The organism is Kitasatospora sp. NPDC001309, assembly GCF_042896295.1.
GTDB lineage: Bacteria > Actinomycetota > Actinomycetes > Streptomycetales > Streptomycetaceae > Kitasatospora.
In genome coordinates, this window is record NZ_JBIAXC010000016.1 from 53746 (window position 1) to 76447 (window position 22702).

Sequence of the window (22702 nt, forward strand, 5' to 3'; positions counted from 1 at the left end):
CCGTACGGCTTTCGGCTCGTACGGGCGGACGAGCCGCTCGAAACTCCGGGCGATTCCCCCGGGTCGGGCGGGAACCCCGGGTCAGCGCACCTCGGCGGCCAGGTTGGCCAGCACCTGGTCGTGGATCCGGTTCAGGCCCTTGGGGGCGAAGGTGCGCTCGAAGAAGCCGCCGATGCCGGTGGCGCCCTGCCAGGTGGCGGTGACGGTGACCTTGGTGCGGCCCTCGCCGGCGGCCGCGACGGTCCAGGTGATCACCATGCTGGAGTTGGCGTCCTTCTCCACCAGCTGGTCCGGCTGCGGCGACGAGACGGTGAACAGGCAGTCGCGCACCCGCTTCTCGGTGGCCTGCAGCTTCCAGTGCACCTGGGTGCCGGCGCCGGTACCGCCGACCCGGACCTCGTACTCGCTGTACTGCGCGGGCAGCAGCTTCGCACGGGTCACCTGGTAGTCGGCCAGCGCCTCGTACACCCGCTCGGGCGCGGCGTCGTAGATCCGCTCGGTGGTGGCCTGCACCTGTCCCATGCCTTGCTCTCCTCGTGTGGTGGGTACCGCTCTGCGTACCGGTCTCAGCGGCAAGCCAATCACGTGGCACGGCGGGATAGGGTGGCGGGTGTGCTCGATCTGGTGACTGCGCTGCGCTACGTGGACCCGCTGCGGGCCGGGGGCTCGGTGCCGGGCGTCGTGGAGACCGACGACCTGGGAACGTACGTGGTCAAGTTCACCGGCGCCGCCCAGGGCCGCAAGGCACTGGTGGCCGAGGTGATCGTCGGCGAGCTGGCCCGGCGGCTCGGACTGCGGGTGCCGGAGCTGCGGCTGGTGGACTTCGATCCGGCGGTGGCCGCCGACGAACCGGACACCGAGATCCAGGACCTGCTCAAGGCCAGCGCCGGGCTCAACCTCGGGATGGACCTGCTGCCCGGGGCCGCCGACTACCGGCCCGGGGCGATCCCGGTGGACTCCACAGAGGCGGGGCGGGTGGTCTGGCTGGACGCGCTCACCGGCAACGTCGACCGCACCGTGCACAACCCCAACCTGATGGTCTGGCACCAGCGGCTCTGGCTGATCGACAACGGCGCCGCACTGATCTTCCACCACCGCTGGGCCACCGCCGGGGCGTCCGTCGGCAAGCGGTACGACCTCAGCGCGCACGCGCTGGGCGCCTGCGCCCCGGACGTCCGGCTGGCCGACGAGGACCTCGGGCCGCTGGTCACCGTCGACCTGCTGGAGCAGGTGGTGGCACTGGTCCCGGACGAGTGGCTGGCCGACGAGCCCGGCTTCGACTCGGTGGACGCCGTCCGGCACGCGTACGTCACCCACCTGGCCGCCCGGGCGGTGCTCTCCCCGCAGTGGCTGCCGGAGGGCTTCGCCACGCCCGCGCAGCTGCGCGAGGCGGAGCAGCGCCGCGCGGCCCGCACCCGGGCCGGGCGGCCGGCCTGGCTGCAGGAGGTGCCGGACCTGCACGGCAAGCCGTCGGTGGAGACGGTCTGGGAGCACCACGTCGAGGCCGGGGAGTAGCCCGGCCGGAACGCCTGGTGCGCGTGGGGCCGGAACGCCGGGTGCGCGCGGGGCCGGAACGCCGCTGGGGGGCGGGGCCCGTGGCCCCGCCCCCCAGCTCGGCGTTCGGTGGTCAGCGCTCGGTGTTCAGCGCCGGGTGGTCAGCGCGTCAGCGCCACCACTGGACCGCCTTCTCGGCGTTGATGATGCCCGCGCCGTAGAAGCCGTTGTCGTCCGCGCCGCCCTCGCAGGTGGCCTTGAACTGGCCCGTGTTGCCCGGGTTGTAGACACCGGTCGGGCAGGCGTGGGACTCGGCCTGGTTGGTCAGCAGCTCGGTGAGCTCGTCCGGGCTGGCCCACGGGAAGGTGCTGGCGAGCAGCGCGACCACGCCGGTGACGTGCGGGGTGGCCATCGAGGTGCCCTGCATGTACCCGTACTTGTTGCCCGGGATGGTCGACAGGATGCGACCGTTCTTGTCCGGGGTGTCCGGGATCTGGTAGCGGGCGTCACCACCCGGCGCGGCGACGGTGACGACGCCCTTGCCGTAGCTGGAGTAGTACGACTTGTCGCCGTTGACGCCGACCGCGGAGACCGCGATCACGCCGGGCAGCTCGGTCGGCAGCGACAGGCAGTCGTTGGTGACCGGGCGGGTGCCGGGCTTGGTGTCGTCCGGGCTGGAGACGTCGGTGGTCTTGTGCGCCAGGTCGATGTTCTCGTTACCGGCGGCGGCGACGTTCAGGACGCCCTTGCGCTGCGAGAAGGCGACGGCCTTGCGGACGGCGTCCGAGATCGCGGCCTGGTCCTTGTCGTTCGGGCAGTTGAACATCCACGGGTCGACGTAGTAGCTGTTGTTCGTCACCTTGAAGCCGTGCTCGCCGGCCCAGACGAAGCCGCAGACCGCGTTCTCCGGGTAGATGAAGCCACCGTCGTCGACGACCTTGACCGCGGCCAGCTTGACGTTCGGGGCGATGCCGACGATGCCCTTGCCGTTCTTGGCGGCGGCGATCGTGCCGGCGACGTGGGTGCCGTGGTCGCTGGTGGTCGGCTGCCACGCCTTCCAGTCGGTGTTCGTCCTGCCGTCGATGCAGGAGACCGACTGCGAGGCGTCCACGTTGGCGGCCAGGTCCTCGTGGGTGGCGTCGATGCCGGAGTCCAGCACGCCGACGGTGACGTTGCGGCTGCCCAGCGAGATCTTGTGCGCCTTGTCGACGCCGATCTGGCGCATGTCCCACTGGTTGGGCTCGTACGGCTCCTGGCCGTTCGCGGCGGCGGCGGCACCGGTCGGCTCGGCGGCGACCTCGGCCTTGGTCTGGTCGGCGGCGAGGATGCCCTTGGTGCGGCTGGCGCCGACCGAGTCGACGCCCTTGGCCAGACGCAGCTTCTCCGCGAACTTGGTGTCGTTGGAGCGGGCGACGATGACGCCGACCTGGTCGTACGACTGGACCACCGTGCCGCCGAGGGCGGTGACGGCCTTCTCCACCTTCTGCACCTGGCCGTGGTTGGCCTTGGTGTTGACGACGTAGCTGAGCAGCGGACCGGTCGTCGAGTCGCCGGTGGGCGCCGCGACGGCGGTGCCGGCCGGGAGCGCGAGAGCTCCGGCGGTCGCGAGCACCAGGCCCACAGCCGCGTAGCGGGTCCGGCTGATCCGAGGAACTCTCATTGGGGTTGGCCCTCCCGAGTCGTCATCCGGCAGCTGCGGTGTGGCAGGTGCGCTGGGATGACCGGGACGTTAATGAATATTCGCTGATAAGCGCAAGAGGTAGTCATCTAATCGTCACATCTAGACCAACAACGGAGGTTCGCGCTCCACCGGTCAACAGGCGGAACAGGGTTCAAGATTGTTAAAAAGTGATGGTTCGTCGACGACTGGGCCGGTTTGGCATGTGCGCGAAAACACAGCCGGGCGCTCAGCCGAGCGCGTACAGGCGGCGCGCGTTGTCGGCCGCGACCAGTCGGGCCACACGCTGCGCGTCCGCGGCCGAACAGGCGCCGTCCGCCCGCCAGTCGGCGAGGAGCATGCCCAGTCCGTGCCGGAACTGTGCGGCGCCCACCGAGAACAGTTCGGGAAGTCCGTAGGCGTCGGTGGAGAACAACAGTTTTCCGAACGGCACCAGTTCCGACATCTCGCCGAGCACCGCCGCCACCCGCGGCCCGGTGTAGGAGGCAGTCAGCCCCAGATCGGCGTACACCGTCGGAAAGGCCTGGGCCAGCCAGCCGGCCTGCCGGTGGTACGGATAGCCGTGCAGCAGCACCAGCGGGACGCCGCTGGGCTCGGCGGCGCGGACGAAGTCGGTCAGCAGGGACGGGTCGGCGTGGTGCAGGGTGAGGTCGGGATCGCCGAAACCGGTGTGGAGCTGGAGGGGCAGGCGCAGCTCGGCGCAGACGTCCACGGCCGTCCAGAGCAGGTGGTGCAGCAGGACCGGATCGGTCAGCCGCCCGCCCCCGGCGCGCAGCCGGGCGCCGGCGGCGGCCACCACGGCCGGGCGGGCGGGCCGCTCGGCGGGGACGGCCAGGCCGTGCCGGTAGGCGACCACCGACTTGACCGCGACGGCACCGGCGGCGGCCCGCGCCAGGGCCTCGCCGACGGCCCGCGGCCAGTCCGCCGCGCCGCCCGGCACCCGCTCGGCCACCGACTCCAGCCGGACCACCTCGCGCACCACCGCCCCGGTGGCCTCGGCGAGTTCGGGCAGCGGCAGCAGCGCGCGGCCCGCGGCGGCGGTCAGCCCGGTGTCCACCAGGCAGGTGTCCAGTCCGGCGGCCGCGAGCAGCCGGCGGGTGGCCTCCGCCGCGCCCAACTCGCGCCGCCGGGCCAGGTAGTCGGCGGCCGGGGCGTGCGCCGGCAGGCCGAGCACGGGCGGGCACCACCGCCGGACGGCGAGGCCGATCGCGCTGTCGAAGGGCGAGCAGCCGGGCGCGGGCGGTCGGTCGGACTCGGTGAGCAGTCCGGCCAGGGCGTCGTCGGCGAGCTCGGCCGCCACCACGCTGTGGCAGTGGTGGTCGACCAGGGCCCCGATCTCCAGGCCCCCGACGTCCAGGGCCCCGACGTCCAGGGCCCCGACCCCCGGCGCCCCGACCTCCAGGGCCCCGAGCCGCCCTTCCGCGGCCCCCGACCGGGCCACCTCAGTACCGCCAGCGCGTCGCCGCGATCAACTCCTCCGCGCCGACGGCCGCGTACTGCTCGGCCTCGGCCCGGCGCACCGCCGCCACCGCCTGGTGCAGCGGCTCGCCGAGCGCCTCGCGCAGCACCGCCGAGCGCTCGTACGCGGCGAGCGCCTCGGCCGGGCCCTGCGGCAGCCGGGGCACCGTGCCCGGCTCGGCGGCGGCCGGATCGCCGGTGAACTCCGGTGGCAGGGCCCGGCGTTCGTCCAGGCCGGCGAGGCCGGCGGCGATCACCGCGCCGACCGCGAGGTACGGGTTGGCGCTCGCGTCGAAGCACTTGACCTCGGCGTTCGCGGCGGCGGCGCGCTCCCCGGTGGAGCCGGTGACCAGGCGCAGCGCGGCCTCCCGGTTCTCCAGGCCCCAGCACTGGTACGCCCCGGCCCAGTGCCGGGGCACCAGCCGCAGGTACCCGGCGGGGCTGGAGCAGCCCAGCACCAGGAGTTCGGGCAGCGCCCGGAGCACCCCGGCGAGGAAGCCCTCGGCCTCGGCCGTCAGCCCGTGCGGGCCGGCGCCGCCGTGCCCGAGGTTGCGGCCGTCCCGCCAGAGGCTGAGGTGGAGGTGGCCGCCGTTGCCGACCCCGTCGGCCTCGACCACGGGGGCGAAGGAGGCCCGCAGGCCGTGCCGGGCGGAGACGGCGCGGACGGTGTGCCGGACCAGGACGGAGGTGTCGGCGGCGCCGACCGGGCCCTCGGGGGCGACCGAGACCTCGAACTGGCCCGGGGAGTACTCGGGGTGGATCTGCAGCACGCCCAGGCCCTGGGCGCGAAGGGCGCGCAGGACGTCCCGCAGGTAGTCGGAGAGGTCGGTGAGCCGGTGCATGCCGTACGCGGGGCCGTGCGTGGGGTACTGCGGCGGCTCCTGCGGGGCCCCCGCCAGGGCGACCACCCACTCGACCTCGATGCCAGCCTTGAGGCTCAACCCGCGGGCGGAGGCCGCGGCCTCCGCCCGGCGGGCGAACAGGCGCTGGCAGCCGGGGTGCGGGGCGCCGGCCTGGGTGTGGCGGTCCGCCGGGGCCCAGGCCCAGCCGGGCTGGGCGGCCAGCGGGACGATCCGGTCGAGGTCGGGGTAGAGCCTCAAGTCCCCGGTGGGGCCGCCGATCAGCGGGCTGGTGGTGATGGTGTCGTCGGCGAGGAACACGTCGAAGCAGGGCGCCGCGCCGACGCCCCACTGGGCCGCGTGCACCAGGCCGTCGAGCGGCACACCCTTGACCCGGGCGATGCCCGCGTTGTCCACCCACGTCACGGCGACCGCCTCGACGGCGGCGGTGCGCAGCCGGTCGACGGCGCGCTCGGCCCGCTCGGCGCGCTCGGCCCGCGGGGGCAGCGCGACGGCGGCCGCGAGGGCGCCGGGGCCGAGCGGCCCGACGGGGTCGGCGGCCTGGGCGGCGGTGACGGTGCTCATGCCGCCATGCTGCCCCGCGGACCGGGGGCCGGTAACTCCCCTATCGGGTGGAACGAACGGACGCCCGTCCGCCTCTTCACCCGTTCGGGAAAGGTCGTTCGGGTCCGATCCGCCGCCGTGCCGGGCCGGAGCCGGACGGTTTTCCGCCGACGCCCTCTTCCTACTCGCGAGTAGCTTCGCTACAGTGGCCGGACGCACCACCGTCGGGCTTCGGGAGCCGCACCGACGGGAGGTCGCGGTCGTCGTGTCTGCGGCGCCCGCGCGGTGCGCCTTCACCGGCCGGTGCCGCGGACCGCGGCGGGCCGGGTCTCTCCTCGTATCAGTGCCGCTTCCTTCACCTTCGAGCGCCTGAGCACCACGGCACACCCCGCAGTTCGGCCGGAGCGGACCGGCCGCTGCCCGGGCCTGCCGGAACCCCGTCATCTCCCCAAGCCCCCGCGCGCGAACCCTCCTCCGGCGCCGGCCGCCCCCGTCCTCGTCGACGGGCGCGGCGGCCCGCCCGCCGGAGCGCGCGCGGGCCCTTCATGACATAGGAGTCAGGACTGATGGAGCGTCCCTTCCCCACCGTGGCCGTCGTCGGCCTCGGCACGATGGGTGCCGGAGTCGCGGTGGCGGTCGCCAGGAGCGGCCGCCGGGTGATCGGCATCGAGGCCTCCGAGGACTCGGCCGCCCGGGCGCTGGCCCGGATCGAGGAGGCGACCGCGCACGCGGTCGACCGGGAGCGGATCACCGCCGGGGAGCGCACCGCGCTGCTGGCCCGGATCTCGGTCGGGCACGCGCTGACCGCCGCCGCGGAGGCGGACCTGGTGATCGAGGAGGTCCCCGAGCAGCTGGAGTTGAAGCGGGAGGTCTTCGCCGAGCTGGACCGGATCTGCCCGGAGGGCACGGTGCTGGCCACCGGCACCACCGCCCTGTCGGTGACCCGGATCGCCGCCGCGACGGCCCGTCCGGAGCGGGTGCTCGGCCTGCACTTCTTCAACCCGGTGCACACCATGAAGCTGGTCGAGGTGGTGCGCACCGTGCTGACCTCCCCGCAGACCGCCGAGGACGCCGCCGCCTTCGCCCGCGACCTGGGCAAGGAGCCGGTGGCGGCGGGCGACCGGGCCGGCTTCGTGGTGAACGGCCTGCTCTTCGCGTACCTGAACCAGGCCGCCTCGATGTACGAGTCCAAGTACGCCTCCCGGGAGGACATCGACGCCGCGATGCGGCTCGGCTGCGGCCTGCCGATGGGCCCGCTGGCGCTGCTCGACCTGATCGGCGTGGACACCGCCCGGACGGTGCTGGAGGCGATGTACGAGCAGTCCCGGGACCGGCTGCACGCGCCCGCGCCGATCCTCGGCCAGCTGGTCTCGGCCGGGCTGCTGGGCCGCAAGTCCGGGCGCGGCTTCTACACCTACGAGGCGCCGGGCTCCTCCAGGGCCGTGGACGCGGCCACCGGCCCGGCGCAGCCGAAGGTGGCGGGCCGCGAGGTGCGCACCGTCGGCGTCTGCGGCTCGGGCACGATGGCCACCGGCATCGCCGAGGTGTTCGCCAAGGCCGGGCACCCGGTGCTGCTGGCCGCCCGCAGCCAGGAGAAGGCCGAGCGGGCCAAGGCGCAGCTGGCGAGGTCGCTGGAGCGCTCGGTCGCCAAGGGCCGGCTGAGCGCGGAGCAGCGGGACGCCGCGCTGGCGCTGGTCACCCCGGTCGGCCGGTACGCCGAGCTGGCCGAGGTGGACCTGGTGGTCGAGGCGGTCGCCGAGGACCTGGAGGTCAAGCGGGAGCTGTTCGCGACCCTGGACAAGATCGTCCGTCCGGGCGCGGTGCTCGCCACCACCACCTCCTCGCTGCCGGTGATCAGCTGCGCGACCGCCACCTCGCGGCCGCAGGACGTGATCGGCATGCACTTCTTCAACCCGGCGCCGGCCATGAAGCTGGTCGAGGTGGTCTCCACCGTGCTGACCGCCCCGGACGTCACGGCGACGGTGCTGGAGCTGACCGCGAAGGTGCGCAAGCACCCGGTGGAGTGCGGCGACCGGGCCGGCTTCATCGTCAACGCCCTGCTGTTCCCGTACCTGAACGACGCGGTGCGGATGCTCCAGGAGCACTACGCGACGGTGGACGACATCGACACCGCGATGAAGCTGGGCTGCGGCTACCCGATGGGCCCGTTCGAGCTGCTGGACGTGGTCGGCCTGGACGTCTCGCTGACCATCGAGCAGGTGCTGCACCAGGAGTTCCGCGAGCCCGGCCTGGCCGCGGCGCCACTGCTGGAGCACCTGGTCGCGGCCGGCTGCCTGGGCCGCAAGACCGGCCGCGGCTTCCGCGACCACGCGCGCCGGTGACCGCGTCACGGGCCGGGGGCGACCGGCTGCCGGACGCGGGAGCGGCGCCGTACGGCCCCGGCGCCCCGCCCCCGGGCAACGGCGCGGCCTACGGCAACGGTGCCGCGCCGCACGGCTCCGGGGCGGCCGGCCACCCCGCCTGGACCCCGGGGGCGGTGTCCGCGCGCTGGCCCAGACCGGCCGTGACCGGCCCGGTCACGCCGGTGCGCCGGGGAAGGGCCGCGGCCCCGCCGACCGGGCCGTGTAGCGTTCCGGACATGGATCGGGTTCAGTCAGCCACCCCTCAGCACACCGCCGGACCGCGCGGCACCGAACGGACGGCCGGCCCGTCCGGGGGCACCGGGTCGGAGGCCGGGCCGGGCAGCCGCCGGGCGGCGGCGCAGCGCCAGCAGATGCGCCAGGACCTGGCCGCGGCCGCGATGGAGCTGTTCGCCTCGCAGGGCTACGAGGAGACGACGGTCGACCAGATCGCCGCGGCCGCCGGGGTCGCCCGGCGCACCTTCTTCCGGTACTTCCGGTCGAAGGAGGAGGCGATCTTCCCCGACCACGACGACACCCTGGTGCGGGTGGCCGACCTGCTGGCCAGCGCCGAGCCGGAGGAGCACCCGCTGGACGTGGTGTGCCGCGGCATCAAGGAGGTGCTGCGGATGTACGCCTCCACCCCGGGGGTGTCGGTCGCGCGGTACCAGCTGATCCGTCAGGTCCCGGCGCTGCGCGAGCGCGAGATCGCCGTGGTGGCCCGGTACGAGCGGCTGTTCACCCGCTACCTGCTGGGCCGTTTCGACACCGGGGAGTCCATTCCGTCGGGCTGGCAGCGCGGCGGCGAGGACGACCCGATGCTGGCCGAGGTGTCGGCGGCGGCGGTCGTGGCGGCGCACAACCACGTGCTGCGGCGCTGGCTGCGGGCCGGCGGCCGGGGCGACGTCGAGGCGCAGCTGGACCACTCCTTCGAGGTGATCCGGCGGACCTTCTGGGCGGCCAGTGCCCCGGGTGCCAGACGCCGGGGCTCCTTGGTGGCACCGGGTGCCAGTGGGATGCCAGAGGACGGGGTGGCGGAGAGCGCACTGAGTGCCAGTCCCGGAGGTGAGGTGCTCATCACAGTCGCCCGCACGGACGCTCCGCTGGAGGTCGTGGTGGACAGCATCCGGGCCGCACTGAGTGGCGCCCGGGGCCACTGAGGCGACAATAACCGCAGGTCAGAGGCGCAGCGAGGGCCCGTACCGAGGTATCGGTACGGGCCCTCGGCGTACCCGCACTACGCGCGTTCCGCACCCTTCCGGAGTGTCGGAATTCCTGACACCCGGTGTCTTTACGAGTGGCACAGGGTGCCACTACCTTGTTACTCACCAGTCGCGGCGCCGCGGCTCCCCACCTCGGCGCGCCGTCGTCCGGCGTTCCCACACCCCGGGAGCAGAGCCAGACCAGCAGTGCAGACCCGCCCGGACCACCACCGGGCGACCGCCTGACCGCCAACCACCCACCTCAGCGAAGCCGGTGTCCGCTCCCGGCTCCCCCAGACGCCCTGTGACCCTCACACAGGTACGCCTTCGGAGGCAGCCATGCAGGAAATCCTCGACGCGATCCTCAGCTCCGACGCCACGTCGGCCGACTACGCGGCGATCAAGCTCCCCGAGTCCTACCGGGCGGTCACGCTCCACAAGGACGAGGAGCAGATGTTCGCGGGCCTCGACAGCCGCGACAAGGACCCCCGAAAGTCCCTCCACCTCGACGAGGTCGCCCTCCCGGAGCTCGGCCCCGGCGAGGCCCTGGTCGCGGTCATGGCCAGCTCGGTGAACTACAACACCGTGTGGAGCTCGATCTTCGAGCCGGTCTCCACCTTCGGCTTCCTGGAGCGCTACGGCCGGCTGTCGCCGCTCACCAAGCGCCACGACCTGCCCTACCACGTGCTCGGCTCCGACCTCGCGGGCGTGGTGCTGCGCACCGGCGCCGGGGTCAACGCCTGGAAGCCCGGCGACGAGGTCGTCGCCCACTGCCTCTCGGTCGAGCTGGAGTCCCCGGACGGCCACAACGACACGATGATGGACCCGGAGCAGCGCATCTGGGGCTTCGAGACCAACTTCGGCGGCCTGGCCCAGCTCGCCCTGGTGAAGACCAACCAGCTGCTGCCCAAGCCGAAGCACCTCTCCTGGGAGGAGGCCGCCTCCCCCGGCCTGGTCAACTCCACCGCCTACCGCCAGCTGGTGTCGCAGAACGGCGCCGGCATGAAGCAGGGCGACAACGTGCTGATCTGGGGCGCCAGCGGCGGCCTCGGCTCGTACGCCACCCAGTACGCGCTGGCCGGCGGCGCCACCCCGATCTGCGTGGTCTCCAGCGAGTCCAAGGCCGACATCTGCCGCGCCATGGGCGCCGAGGCGATCATCGACCGCTCGGCCGAGGGCTACAAGTTCTGGAAGGACGAGAACAACCAGGACCCGCGCGAGTGGAAGCGCCTGGGCTCCAAGATCCGCGAGTTCACCGGCGGCGAGGACGTCGACATCGTCTTCGAGCACCCGGGCCGGGAGACCTTCGGCGCCTCGGTGTACGTCACCCGCAAGGGCGGCACCATCGTCACCTGCGCCTCCACCTCCGGCTTCATGCACCAGTACGACAACCGCTACCTGTGGATGTCGCTCAAGCGGATCGTCGGCTCGCACTTCGCCAACTACCGCGAGGCCTACGAGGCCAACCGCCTGGTCGCCAAGGGCAAGATCCACCCGACCCTGTCCAAGGTGTACTCGCTGGAGGAGACCGGCCAGGCCGCCCTCGACGTGCACCACAACAAGCACCAGGGCAAGGTCGGCGTGCTCTGCCTGGCCCCCGAGGAGGGCCTGGGCGTGCGCGACGCCGAGCTGCGCGCCACCCACCTCGACGCGATCAACCGCTTCCGGAACATCTGAGGCCGATCCGATGACAGAGCCCCAGAAGCGCGACCGCCCGTGGCTGATGCGCACCTACGCCGGCCACTCCACCGCGAGCGACTCCAACGCGCTCTACCGGCGGAACCTGGCGAAGGGCCAGACCGGCCTGTCCGTCGCCTTCGACCTGCCGACCCAGACCGGCTACGACTCCGACCACATCCTCGCCCGCGGTGAGGTGGGCCGGGTCGGCGTCCCGGTCGGCCACGTCGGCGACATGCGCACCCTGTTCGACGGCATCCCGCTCGAACAGACCAACACCTCCATGACGATCAACGCCACCGCGATGTGGCTGCTGGCGCTCTACCAGGTGGTCGCCGAGGAGCAGGGCGCCGACGTCGCCAAGCTCACCGGCACCACCCAGAACGACATCGTCAAGGAGTACCTGTCGCGCGGGACGCACGTCTTCCCGCCCGGCCCGTCGGTGCGCCTGATCACCGACATGATCGCCTACACGGTCGGCAACATCCCCAAGTGGAACCCGATCAACATCTGCAGCTACCACCTCCAGGAGGCCGGGGCCACGCCCGTCCAGGAGATCGCGTACGCGATGTGCACCGCCATCTCGGTGCTCGACGCCGTCCGCGACTCCGGGCAGGTGCCCGCCGAGCGGATGGGCGACGTGGTCGCCCGGATCTCCTTCTTCGTCAACGCCGGCGTGCGCTTCGTCGAGGAGATGTGCAAGATGCGCGCCTTCGCCCAGCTCTGGGAGAAGGTCACGCTGGAGCGCTACGGGGTCACCGACCCCAAACAGCGCCGGTTCCGCTACGGCGTCCAGGTCAACTCGCTCGGGCTGACCGAGGCCCAGCCGGAGAACAACGTCCAGCGGATCGTGCTGGAGATGCTGGCCGTCACCCTGTCCAAGGACGCCCGCGCCCGGGCCGTCCAACTCCCGGCCTGGAACGAGGCGTTGGGGCTGCCCCGGCCGTGGGACCAGCAGTGGTCGCTGCGGATCCAGCAGGTGCTGGCCTACGAGTCGGACCTGCTGGAGTACGGGGACCTCTTCAACGGCTCCGAGGTGATCGAGACCAAGACCGCGGCGCTGCTGGCCGGCGCCGAGGCGGAGATCGCCAAGGTGATGGAGATGGGCGGGGTGATTCCGGCCGTCGAGTCCGGCTACCTCAAGTCCAACCTGGTCGCCTCGCACGCCGCCCGCCGGGCCCGGATCGAGTCCGGCGAGGACAAGATCATCGGGGTCAACTGCTTCGACACCACCGAGCCCAGCCCGCTCACCGCCGACCTCGACACCGCGATCATGGTCGTCGACCCGGCCTCCGAGCAGTCCGTGCTCGCCGCCCTGGAGGCCTGGCGCGGCAACCGCGACGAGGCCGCCGCCCAGGAGGCGCTGGCCGGGCTCAAGACCGTCGCCGCCACCGAGGCCAACCTGATGCCGGCCACCCTCGCCTGCGCCCGCGCCGGAGTCACCACCGGCGAGTGGTCCTTCGCCCTGCGCGAGGTGTTCGGCGAGTACCGCGCCCCCACCGGCGTGGGCGGCGCACCCGTCGCGGTCGCCGCCGAGCCGGGCGGGGAGCTGGAGCAGGTCCGCGCCGCCGTCGCCGCCACCGCCGAGGAGCTGGGCGCCGGCAAGCTGCGCCTGCTGGTCGGCAAGCCCGGCCTGGACGGCCACTCCAACGGCGCCGAGCAGATCGCCGTCCGGGCCCGCGACGCCGGGTTCGAGGTGGTCTACCAGGGCATCCGGCTCACCCCGGAGCAGATCGTCTCCGCCGCCGTGGCGGAGGACGTGCACTGCGTGGGCCTGTCCATCCTCTCCGGCGCGCACACCGAGCTGGTGCCCGACGTCCTGAAGCGGCTGCGCCGCGCCGGGGTGGAGGATGTCCCGGTGATCGTGGGTGGCATCATCCCGGCAGCGGACGGCGAGGCCCTCAAGGCCGCCGGCGTCGCCGCCGTGTTCACCCCGAAGGACTTCGGCATCACCACCATCATCGGCCGGATCGTGGACGAGATCCGGCTGGCCAACCGGCTCCAGCCGTGGACGTCCGCACCGACCGCGGCCACGAACTGACCAGCTGACCAGCTGACCACTGGGAAGGAACGAACCACCCTCATGACTGCTTTGAACCGCCTTCGCCCGCGCCGCTCCTGCCTCGCCGTACCGGGCAGCAACCCGCGCTTCCTGGAGAAGGCCCAGGGCCTCCCGGCCGACCAGGTCTTCCTCGACCTGGAGGACGCCTGCGCCCCGCTGGTCAAGGAGAGCGCCCGCCACCACATCGTCGACGCGCTGAACAACGGCGACTGGGGCGGCAAGACCCGCGTCGTCCGCGTCAACGACTGGACCACCCACTGGACCTACCGCGACGTGATCACCGTCGTCGAGGGCGCCGGCCCCAACCTCGACTGCATCATGCTGCCCAAGGTCCAGGACGCCGAGCAGGTCAAGGCGCTCGACCTGCTGCTCACCCAGATCGAGAAGACCATGGGCTTCGAGGTCGGCAGGATCGGCATCGAGGCGCAGATCGAGAACGCCAAGGGCCTGATCAACGTCGACGCCATCGCCGAGGCCTCGCCCCGGCTGGAGACCATCATCTTCGGCCCCGCCGACTTCATGGCCTCCATCAACATGAAGTCCCTGGTGGTCGGCGAGCAGCCGCCCGGCTACAACGCCGACGCCTACCACTACATCCTGATGCGCATCCTGATGGCCGCCCGCGCCAACGACCTCCAGGCGATCGACGGCCCGTACCTCCAGATCCGCAACGCCGACGGCTACCGCGAGGTCGCCGGCCGCTCCGCCGCCCTCGGCTTCGACGGCAAGTGGGTGCTGCACCCGGACCAGGTCGCCATCGCCAACGAGGTCTACTCCCCCTCCCAGGAGGACTACGACCACGCCGAGCTGATCCTCGACGCGTACGACTACTGCACCTCCGAGGCCGGCGGCGCCAAGGGCTCCGCGATGCTCGGCGACGAGATGATCGACGAGGCCAGCCGCAAGATGGCCCTGGTCGTCTCCGGCAAGGGCCGGGCCGCCGGCATGCAGCGCACCAGCAAGTTCGAACAGCCCGGATCTGACAAGAAGGCGGAGGCCTGAGGCCATGCAGTTCGGACGCACCTACGAGGAGTTCGAGGTCGGCGCGGTCTACAAGCACTGGCCCGGCAAGACGGTCACCGAGTACGACGACCACCTGTTCTGCCTGCTCACCATGAACCACCACCCGCTCCACATGGACACCAACTACGCCGAGAAGACGACCGACTTCGGCAAGAACGTCGTGGTGGGCAACTACATCTACTCGCTGCTGCTCGGCATGTCCGTCCCGGACGTCTCCGGCAAGGCGATCGCCAACCTGGAGATCGAGTCGCTGCGCCACATCGCGCCGACCTTCCACGGCGACACCCTCTACGGCGAGACGACCGTCCTGGACAAGTGGCCGTCCAAGTCCAAGAACGACCGCGGCATCGTCCACGTCGAGACCAAGGGCTACAAGCAGGACGGCACCGTCGTCTGCGTCTTCCGCCGCAAGGTGATGGTGCCGACCGAGACGTACATCAAGGAGCGCGGCGGCGAGCAGCCGGGGCGCCCCGAGCCGCTCTCCTGAACCACCCCCCTCCCAGAGACCCCGGACGGGTAGGCCGCCGTCATCGGCCGACCCCCACCCGGTCGGGGGCCCTGCTGCCGCAGCCACGCCGGCAGGGCCCCCGGAAATCCCCCCCCCGCCCGTTTTCAGACATTCCGGAGCCGCACGATGGGACGCCTCGCACAGACCGACGGCCTCACCGAGATCCAGCGGGACATCCTCGCCACCGTGCGGGATTTCGTCGACAAGGAGATCATTCCGGTCGCGACCGAGCTGGAGCACAAGGACGAGTACCCGACCGCGATCGTCGAGGGCATGAAGCAGCTCGGGCTGTTCGGCCTCACGATCCCCGAGGAGTACGGCGGCCTCGGCGAGTCCCTGCTCACCTACGCCCTGGTGGTCGAGGAGATCGCCCGCGGCTGGATGTCGGTCTCCGGCATCGTCAACACCCACTTCATCGTGGCGCACATGATCAACGCCCACGGCACCCAGGAGCAGAAGGACCACTTCCTGCCGAAGATGGCGGCCGGCGAAATCCGCGGCGCCTTCTCGATGTCCGAGCCCGGACTCGGCTCCGACGTTTCCGCCATCTCCACCAAGGGCGTCAAGGACGGCGAGTTCTACGTCCTCAACGGCCAGAAGATGTGGCTCACCAACGGCGGCACCTCCACCCTGGTCGCGGTCCTGTGCAAGACCGACGAGGGCGGCAGCTCCCCGTACAAGAACATGACCACCTTCCTGATCGAGAAGACGGCCGGTTTCGGCCCGAACCCGACCGTCCCCGGCCTCACCGTGCCCGGGAAGATCGAGAAGATGGGCTACAAGGGCGTCGACACCACCGAGCTGGTGCTCCAGGACGTGCGGATTCCGGCCAACCGCATCCTCGGCGGCGTCCCGGGCCGCGGCTTCTACCAGATGATGGACGGCGTCGAGGTCGGCCGGGTCAACGTCGCCGCCCGCGGCTGCGGCGTCGCCCGCCGCGCCTTCGAGCTCGGCATCTCCTACGCCCAGCAGCGCTCCACCTTCGGCAAGAAGATCGCCGAGCACCAGGCGATCCAGTTCAAGCTCGCCGAGATGGCCACCAAGGTCGAGGCCGCCCACCAGATGATGGTCATGGCCGCCCGCAAGAAGGACAGCGGCGAGCGCAACGACCTGGAGGCGGGCATGGCCAAGTACCTGGCCTCCGAGTACTGCAAGGAGGTCGTCGAGGACGCCTTCCGGATCCACGGCGGCTACGGCTTCTCGAAGGAGTACGAGATCGAGCGCCTCTACCGCGAGGCCCCGATGCTGCTCATCGGTGAAGGAACTGCGGAGATCCAGAAGATGATCGTCGGGCGCCGGCTCCTGGAGGAGTACAAGATCGCCGAGTGACGGCCCGGCCCCCGCCCGAACGCGGGGACCGCCGAGTGATTGCGAGGCCGCCCGCATTGACGGGCGGCCCGCTCCGAAACCGCCGGTCGACGGGCGTGCGGGCCCGTCCCGGCAGAGTGCCGTGCCCGTCACGGCCCGGCCTGGTCCGCCTGGGTCCGGCACGGCCTCCGGAAAGCGGCCGCAGGGCGTACAGCTGCAGCGACGCGCCCTGCGGCCGCTTCCGTACACCTTCTTCCACCCGGTACGGCCCGTGTCCCCCACCGGGTTCCGCCCGCACCCCTGCTGAGACAAGAGTCACCAGCCCTGTCCGGTCCCTTGGGAACCGGACCGGGGCGAGCTACGGTCGTAGAGGCAGGACGCGCGCACGCGCTCCCACCGGACACATGAACGAGCAGGCGGGTTGCCCACCCACCGTGTGCTCCCGATAGCATCCACCGGGACAGCAAGCCGTCCCTTCTATTACCGATCCCGCGGTGGCCCCCGTCCAGCGGCCATGATCCCCCGCGACAAAGGTTTTCGATGCCCATCAGCCCGTCCCCTCACACCTCCGTCACGGACCGCGATGCCCTCGCAGCCCCGGCGGCCGGTCGGCGACCCCGCGTGACCATCGCGCGCGGAGCCACCCCCTGGTTCGTCCCCACCCTCGCCACGGCCGCCGTGACCACCGCCCTCACCCGGCGCAACGGCAAGTGGGCCCTGGCGGCGGTACCGGCCTGTGCGCTCGGCGCGGGCATGCTGTGGTTCTTCCGCGACCCCGAGCGTGAGATCGGCACCGGCAGAGTCATCTCCCCCGCCGACGGCGTGGTCCAGAGCATCGACGCCTGGCCGGACGGCCGCACCCGGGTCGCGATCTTCATGAGCCCGCTCAACGTCCACGTCAACCGCGCGCCCCTGCCGGGCACGGTGACGTCGGTCGAGCACGTCGCGGGCGGCTTCGTGCCGGCCTTCAACAAGGACAGCGACCAGAACGAGCGGGTCGTCTGGCACTTCGACACCGAGCTCGGCGACATCGAGATGGTGCAGATCGCGGGGGCCGTGGCCCGCCGGATCGTGCCGTACGTGGCCGCCGGAACCAAGGTCGAGCAGGGCGACCGGATCGGCCTGATCCGGTTCGGCTCCCGGGTCGACACCTACCTGCCGGCCGGCGTCGAGGTCGGCGTCGAGGTCGGCCAGAAGACCACAGCCGGGGTGACGCGCCTTGACCGTGACTGATCCTGAAACAATCGTCGGCCTGGACGACGAGGAGACGGCCCTGCGCCGTCGCCGCTGGGCGCGCGACCGTGAGCTGCGCGCCCCGCGCTCCCCGCAGCACCTGTCCACCGCCGACTTCCTGACCCTGGGGAACGCCGTCTGCGGCTTCCTGGCGATCTACTCGATCACCACCGGGGTCCTGGTCCCGCACATCACCAACCCGGACGCCGCTCCGGACCGGCACAGCGCCGCCACCGCGGTGACGCTGCTGCTGATCGGCTCGATGTGCGACCTCTTCGACGGCCTGGTGGCGCGGAAGCTCCGCTCCTCCGCCCTCGGAGCGGAACTCGACAACCTGGCCGACCTGATCAGCTTCGGCATCGCGCCGGCCTACTTCGTCGCGGTCTGGGGCATGGTCTCCCAGGGCTCCAACACCAAGCTCTCGGCGCTGATCGCGCTGACCGTGCTGCTCGCGGTGGTCCTGCGGCTGGCCCGCTTCTCGACCGTCAAGATGCGGCCCGGGGTGTTCCAGGGCATGCCCTGCCCGATGGGCGCGATGACGGTCATCGCCATCGTGCTGCTCGACCCGCCGTTCCTGCCCGGTCTGCTCGCCATCTTCGGCGCCGCGTACCTCATGGTCAGCCGGATCGAGTACCCGAAGCCCCAGGGGTTGCTGGCCACCGCCACGCTCTGCTGGGTCGTCGTGGCGATCGGCTGCCTGGCCGCCTGGGCGACCGGGCTGCCCGGCGGCGACACCCTGATGCACGTCGGGGCCTTCGCCCAGATCACGCTCGCCGCGATGGCGCCGCTGCTGGTCATCCGGCGCAAGGTCGGGCAGAAGGTCGGCGACGTCCGCGCCCGGCGGGCGGAGTCGCGGCTCGGCTGAGCCACCGCACGACGTACGGAGAAGGGCCCGGAACCTGATGGTTCCGGGCCCTTCCGTCGTGCTCGTGCCGGGTGTGCCGGCCAGGCGCCCGCCGGTGTGGGCCTAGGCCCCGCCGGTGTGGACGCTGAACGCCGAGCGGCGGGCCGCCCGGGCCACGCCCGGGTCCGGGTGGACGCCGGAGACCGCCGTCAGCACCGAGGCCGCCCGCGGGTGCCCGGACTGCCGGGCCCGGGCGAACAGCCGCACCGGGTCACCCGCCGAGGCGCCCTCGACGTGCCCCACCAGCAGCTCCGTCTCGCCGTGGTCCAGCACCGCCGCCGCCGTGTCCACCCACAGCCAGGCCGCGTCCTCGGCGCCCAGCACGTCCGCCGGGGCGACCCCCTCGTCCGAACGCTCGGCCAGCCAGAGCAGCGCGTACGGGCGCAGCACCGGCTCGTCCACCGCCGCCCGCACCGCCTGCTCGGCCGGACCGCCCGCCACCCGCAGCGCCTCGAAGGCCAGACCGCGCACCAGCGCGTCGTCACCCTGGGCCGCGTCCAGCAGCTCGGCCACCGCGCGGTCCGCCGGGCGGGCCGCCACCCAGGCGCGGAACTCCGCCCGGGCCGGGCCCGGCGAGTAGTCCGCGCAGGCGTTCAGCAGCTCGAAGGCGCTCTGCTCGATGTGCCCGGCCGCGGTCTGGGCGACGGTGCAGATCTCCTCCAGCTTCGCCCGCACCGCCCAGTGGCCCAGCGGGGACAGCTCGGCGGCGTCGTCGCGGCGCACCACGGCGCCGACCGCCGTCAGGCCGTCCAGCATCCAGTCCAGGACCGCGGCCACGTCGGAGACGGCGGCCGGGGTGTCGATCTGCGGCGCCCGGCAGGTGCCGCGGACGGCGGACACCGCCGAGGCGGCGTGCGGCACCGGCGACAGGCCCGGGTTGCCCAGCCCGGCGCCGACCCGGCGCTCGTCCAGGCCGCGGCGCAGCAGCTCCAGCAGCTCGCTCTCGGCCACCGGGCCGTCCACCAGGTGCAGGAAGGACAGCAACTGCGGGGCCTGGTCCACGGCCTGGCCGGCCAGGACCGCGAACACCCCGCGCAGCGCGGCGGGCGGCACCGGGGCGAGCAGCGTCCAGGCGTCGAACAGCCCGGACCAGCCGCGCACCACGGCCTCGTCGTCGTGCTCCCAGGCGTGCAGGCGCCAACCGGGGCCCGCTCCGCCGTCCCGGGCCTCCACCAGGCCCACCAGCAGGGCCTGGCCCCAGGCCTTGACCGCCGCGCCGACCGTCATGGCCAGCGCCCGGCCGGCGTCGCGGGCGTCGTCCGGGAGCAGCTCGCCGCGCTTGTCGACCTCCGCCAGCTCCCCGGCCCAGCGGGCGATCCGGACGGCGTCCACCAGCATCCGACGGGCCAGCGGCGCCAGCTCGGCCGGCGCGGGGAAGCCCTCCGGCACCGGAACCCGGCCCCGGCCGGGGGCCGGCGCGGGCCCACGGCGCCGGGGTACGGCGGCCCCGCCCGGCCTGCCGCCGGAAGGCCGTTGGGCCGTACCTGGGAGACGGGTCACCGTCGCACCGGTACCGATCGTCGGCGGGAGCGGGGCATCACGGTCGCGCGGGTTCCGAGACGTCACGTCGAGCAGTCTTCCCCTTGTACCGGCCTTCTGTCACATCCGGTTGCCCGTACGACCGCTCGACCGGGGGCGGCACCTCCGCAAGATCGGGCAACAGAGGCAAACCGCCTGGCCGGAAACGTGTGGCGGGGTCATGCCAGGGGGCGGCGGGGCGTCACGCTGCGTGTGGGGACGGGGCCTGTGGGTGGTTTCACGGGGGCGGGAGGGGTGGGGCGCGGTGCAAGTGGAGGACTGCGATCCGGCCAGGTGGCATGTGCCTGCGGGGGGACGCGGCGGCACCGGAAGTCGGCGGGGTCGACTTCCGGTGCAGGGGGGTGAGGGGGGAAGGGAGCTGCTGACGGGCTTGGGGCGGGTTTTCGGGAGCAAGGTTTGCCCCTGAGGGCGGGTCAGGGGGGTGGGGCCGGAGGGGAGGGCCGGAGGGGGTGGGTCAGAGGGGGTGGGTCAGAGGAGCGGGGTCAGAGGAGCGGGGTCAGCCAGCGGCGGAGGAGTTCGGTGTAGTGGTCCGGCGCCGAGTTCCAGAGGGCCGCGTGCTCGGCACCCGGGAAGCGCTGGAGGTTCACCACGTCGTGGCGGGCCGCGGCCAGGTGCTCCACCGGGCCGATCGGCGCGAGCGTGTCGTCCGGACTGTGCAGCACCAGGGTCGGGACCCGCAGGTCCGCACCCTCCGCCAAGCGGGAGGAGTCCGCCAGGTCGACGCCCGTACGGCCCTCCGCCGCCAGCGCGCCGAGCTCGGCGGAGACCCCGGTGAAACCCGCCCGGGCCGCGTCCCGACGGGCGGCCGTGGGCAGGTCCAGGACCGGCGAGTCCAGCACGATCCCCCTGATCGCGTGCGCCCAGGCCGAACGCGCCGCCGTCTGCAGCACCGTCGTCGCACCCACCGACCAGCCGTACAGGATCACCCGGCCCGCGCCGTGGTCCAGGGCCAGCCGCATCGCCGACTCGACGTCCCGCCACTCCGTCTCGCCGAAGTGGCTGTAGCCGTCCGGGGACACCGGGGCGCCCTCGTCGCCGCGGTAGGTGACCGCCAGCGCCGGCAGACCCAGGCGGTGCAGGGCCGGCAGCACCGGAAGCACCTGCTGGCGGTCCGCCTCCGGGCCGTGGACCAGGACCACCCAGGTACCGCGCTTGCCGCCGAGCAGCCAGACCGGCAGCGGGCCGAGCTCGCCGTCGGCCACCGTGTCGGTGAAGGCCAGGCCGAGCGCCGAGGTCGGATCGCCCAGGTGCACGCGCGGAGTGAAGCGGACCTCGGTGCCGGGCGTCAGGGTGCCCCGGTCCGCCCGGACCAGCCGGCGGGTGACGCCCTGCGCGTCACTGTGCAGGACCTCCTCCACCACCGCGTGCCCGCCGTCCGCCCACTCCACCGCCCAGCGACCGGGGCGCAGGCTCTCAGGACGCCGACTGAACGTCACCCGCCCCGCCGCGAGGCTCTGCACCAGCACCGGCCCCGAATCCGGGCCGTCGGCGGCCGGGCCCGCGGCCGGACGGACCAACCGCTCGGAGGCCCGACGGCCGACGACCAGGACGGCGGCCCCGGCGGCGGCGGCCGCCACGACGGCTGCGGTTCCCCAACGCATATCGATCCCCGCTCTGTTCACTGACCCGGACGGTGTTCGAGGACCAGTCCACAAGGGGGGTGGCGGGGCGGCCACTGGGCGGGGCCGTCTGGGGGGGCCGCTGCGCGGGGCTGGGGTGGGGTGGTGGGCTCTCGGGAGGGTGGGTGACGCCGGGGGCGGTTCCGGGGGTGGGCGCTCCGGGGGCTGGGTGATTTTCCGACCGCCGACCCTGTGGGGTGGGGTGCTGGGCGCCATGGGCGGTCTGAAAATCACCCGCAACGCCCCTCTCCGCACCCACCCCCTCCACCGCCCCCTCCCGCAGCGCGTCCCTCTCGCCTTGGGCGGGTGGTGGGGGGAGGGGGTGGTGGGCGCGCGGGGCGTTGCCCGCGCGCCCGTGCCTGTACGCCCGCAGTGGGTTGGTGCCGGTCAGACGGGGATGGTGGGGTGGTGGGTGCTGAGGAGGTGCCAGAAGCGGGGGGTGAGGGGTGGGGTGGTGGGGTGGGTGGTGGTGCCCCAGTGGGAGGGGATGTGGTGTTCCTGGTGGAGGACGGGGAGGACGGCGGCGAGGTCGGGTTCGGGGACGGGGACGAGGCGGGCGATCGGGCGGAGGTGGGGTTGCCAGCGGCCGGCCACGCACTGGCGGAGCAGGGCGTCGAGGGCCTCGCGGCGGCCGGTGGCCTCGACGAGTTCGGTGAGGCGCAGGCCGAGGACCTGGGCGAGGGCGTGGGTCTGGTCCGGGTCGCCGTCCCAGTCGCCGGTCAGTTCGGCCTGGCGGTAGGTGGGCAGGGGGATGCCGACCCGTTCGGCGACGGTTTCCGGGGGGAGTTCCCGGGCGAGGCGGTGGTCGCGCAGGCTGACGGGGTGGCCGGGCATCAGGGCGGCGGCCGGGCACCAGAGGGCGCGGGCCAGGGCGATGAACTCGGTCTCGCCGGGGCGCAGCACGCCGTCCTCCCAGGCGAGGACGTGGCCGGGCAGCAGTCGGACGCCGTGTGCGGCCATGCCCTCGGCGACCTGCTCGGGAGTCAGCCCGAGGCCGGTTCGGTGGGCCCGGGCGGCCTCCGGCGAGAACGGCACCGGGGCGGGGGCGGCGACGGGGGGCTTTCTGCGGCGCATGGCCGAACCGTAGGCGTGGCCTGCGGCGCGGCCCCAGCCGCCGAACGCACGAAGCGGGGGCGCCGGGCTCTTGGTGGTACTGGGCGATCGCACAGGGCGGGGGCGGGTGCGTCGTGTGACCAACCCCTCCGTGACCTCGGTTGACTCCCGGTTCGGGCGC

General features: G+C 73.0%; 17 protein-coding genes. 10 read left to right on the plus strand and 7 right to left on the minus strand.

Features of this window, described 5'->3' with window-relative positions:
* Positions 1 to 81 precede the first annotated feature (81 nt).
* Positions 82 to 522 (minus strand): SRPBCC family protein, encoded by a 441-nt coding sequence (locus tag ACFY2K_RS18180; RefSeq protein WP_387712438.1) that lies wholly within the window; start codon positions 520 to 522, stop codon positions 82 to 84.
* Between the two features lie 90 nt (positions 523 to 612).
* Between ACFY2K_RS18180 and ACFY2K_RS18185 the strand changes: the two genes are divergently transcribed.
* Positions 613 to 1515 carry a HipA family kinase gene (locus ACFY2K_RS18185; protein ID WP_387712441.1) on the plus strand — a complete coding sequence of 301 codons (903 nt, stop codon included), beginning with the start codon at positions 613 to 615 and terminating at the stop codon, positions 1513 to 1515.
* A gap of 148 nt (positions 1516 to 1663) precedes the next feature.
* Here the strand turns inward: ACFY2K_RS18185 and ACFY2K_RS18190 are convergent, their stop codons facing one another.
* From ACFY2K_RS18190 to ACFY2K_RS18200, 3 genes are all read right to left on the minus strand, one after another.
* On the minus strand, positions 1664 to 3154 hold the full coding sequence (locus ACFY2K_RS18190; RefSeq protein ID WP_380527974.1) for a S8 family serine peptidase: 1491 nt from the start codon (positions 3152 to 3154) through the stop codon (positions 1664 to 1666).
* Between the two features lie 247 nt (positions 3155 to 3401).
* Entirely contained in the window at positions 3402 to 4529 is a 1128-nt protein-coding gene (locus ACFY2K_RS18195) for an amidohydrolase family protein (protein ID WP_380528017.1), read from the minus strand.
* A gap of 85 nt (positions 4530 to 4614) precedes the next feature.
* Positions 4615 to 6054, minus strand: a complete 1440-nt coding sequence (locus ACFY2K_RS18200) for a glutamine synthetase (RefSeq protein WP_375893987.1) — start codon at positions 6052 to 6054, stop codon at positions 4615 to 4617.
* A 545-nt stretch (positions 6055 to 6599) separates the two neighbouring features.
* Here ACFY2K_RS18200 and ACFY2K_RS18205 point away from each other — a divergent pair.
* The 9 genes from ACFY2K_RS18205 (at position 6600) to ACFY2K_RS18245 (ending at position 18271) form a co-directional block, all read left to right on the plus strand.
* On the plus strand, positions 6600 to 8375 hold the full coding sequence (locus ACFY2K_RS18205) for a 3-hydroxyacyl-CoA dehydrogenase family protein (RefSeq protein WP_380527980.1): 1776 nt from the start codon (positions 6600 to 6602) through the stop codon (positions 8373 to 8375).
* Between the two features lie 257 nt (positions 8376 to 8632).
* The gene (locus tag ACFY2K_RS18210) at positions 8633 to 9553 is read left to right on the plus strand and encodes a TetR family transcriptional regulator (RefSeq protein WP_380644810.1); all 921 of its coding nucleotides are present in this window, start codon (positions 8633 to 8635) and stop codon (positions 9551 to 9553) included.
* A gap of 381 nt (positions 9554 to 9934) precedes the next feature.
* Complete coding sequence (ccrA, locus tag ACFY2K_RS18215) at positions 9935 to 11272, plus strand: crotonyl-CoA carboxylase/reductase (protein WP_375893996.1); 1338 nt, start codon at positions 9935 to 9937, stop codon at positions 11270 to 11272.
* Between the two features lie 10 nt (positions 11273 to 11282).
* Positions 11283 to 13313 carry a protein meaA gene (locus ACFY2K_RS18220; RefSeq protein ID WP_380591777.1) on the plus strand — a complete coding sequence of 677 codons (2031 nt, stop codon included), beginning with the start codon at positions 11283 to 11285 and terminating at the stop codon, positions 13311 to 13313.
* 42 nt (positions 13314 to 13355) lie between these two features.
* Positions 13356 to 14336 carry an HpcH/HpaI aldolase/citrate lyase family protein gene (locus ACFY2K_RS18225; RefSeq protein ID WP_375894001.1) on the plus strand — a complete coding sequence of 327 codons (981 nt, stop codon included), beginning with the start codon at positions 13356 to 13358 and terminating at the stop codon, positions 14334 to 14336.
* 4 nt (positions 14337 to 14340) lie between these two features.
* On the plus strand, positions 14341 to 14844 hold the full coding sequence (locus ACFY2K_RS18230) for a MaoC family dehydratase (protein WP_375894002.1): 504 nt from the start codon (positions 14341 to 14343) through the stop codon (positions 14842 to 14844).
* Positions 14845 to 14991: 147 nt separating this feature from the next.
* Positions 14992 to 16194, plus strand: coding sequence for an acyl-CoA dehydrogenase family protein (locus tag ACFY2K_RS18235; protein WP_380396274.1), 1203 nt, complete (start codon positions 14992 to 14994; stop codon positions 16192 to 16194).
* 519 nt (positions 16195 to 16713) lie between these two features.
* Positions 16714 to 17406 carry a phosphatidylserine decarboxylase gene (locus tag ACFY2K_RS18240; RefSeq protein WP_375894008.1) on the plus strand — a complete coding sequence of 231 codons (693 nt, stop codon included), beginning with the start codon at positions 16714 to 16716 and terminating at the stop codon, positions 17404 to 17406.
* Complete coding sequence (locus ACFY2K_RS18245; protein ID WP_375894011.1) at positions 17393 to 18271, plus strand: CDP-alcohol phosphatidyltransferase family protein; 879 nt, start codon at positions 17393 to 17395, stop codon at positions 18269 to 18271. Before ACFY2K_RS18240 ends, ACFY2K_RS18245 begins: the two co-directional genes overlap by 14 nt.
* 102 nt (positions 18272 to 18373) lie before the next feature.
* On the opposite strand, the gene ACFY2K_RS18250 is transcribed toward ACFY2K_RS18245, so the two are convergent.
* From ACFY2K_RS18250 to ACFY2K_RS18260, 3 genes are all read right to left on the minus strand, one after another.
* On the minus strand, positions 18374 to 19699 hold the full coding sequence (locus ACFY2K_RS18250; protein ID WP_375897403.1) for a hypothetical protein: 1326 nt from the start codon (positions 19697 to 19699) through the stop codon (positions 18374 to 18376).
* Between the two features lie 632 nt (positions 19700 to 20331).
* Positions 20332 to 21450, minus strand: a complete 1119-nt coding sequence (locus ACFY2K_RS18255; RefSeq protein ID WP_387712450.1) for an alpha/beta hydrolase family protein — start codon at positions 21448 to 21450, stop codon at positions 20332 to 20334.
* A 405-nt stretch (positions 21451 to 21855) separates the two neighbouring features.
* Positions 21856 to 22542 (minus strand): transcriptional regulator, encoded by a 687-nt coding sequence (locus tag ACFY2K_RS18260; protein ID WP_387712453.1) that lies wholly within the window; start codon positions 22540 to 22542, stop codon positions 21856 to 21858.
* Between the last annotated feature and the right edge of the window lie 160 nt (positions 22543 to 22702).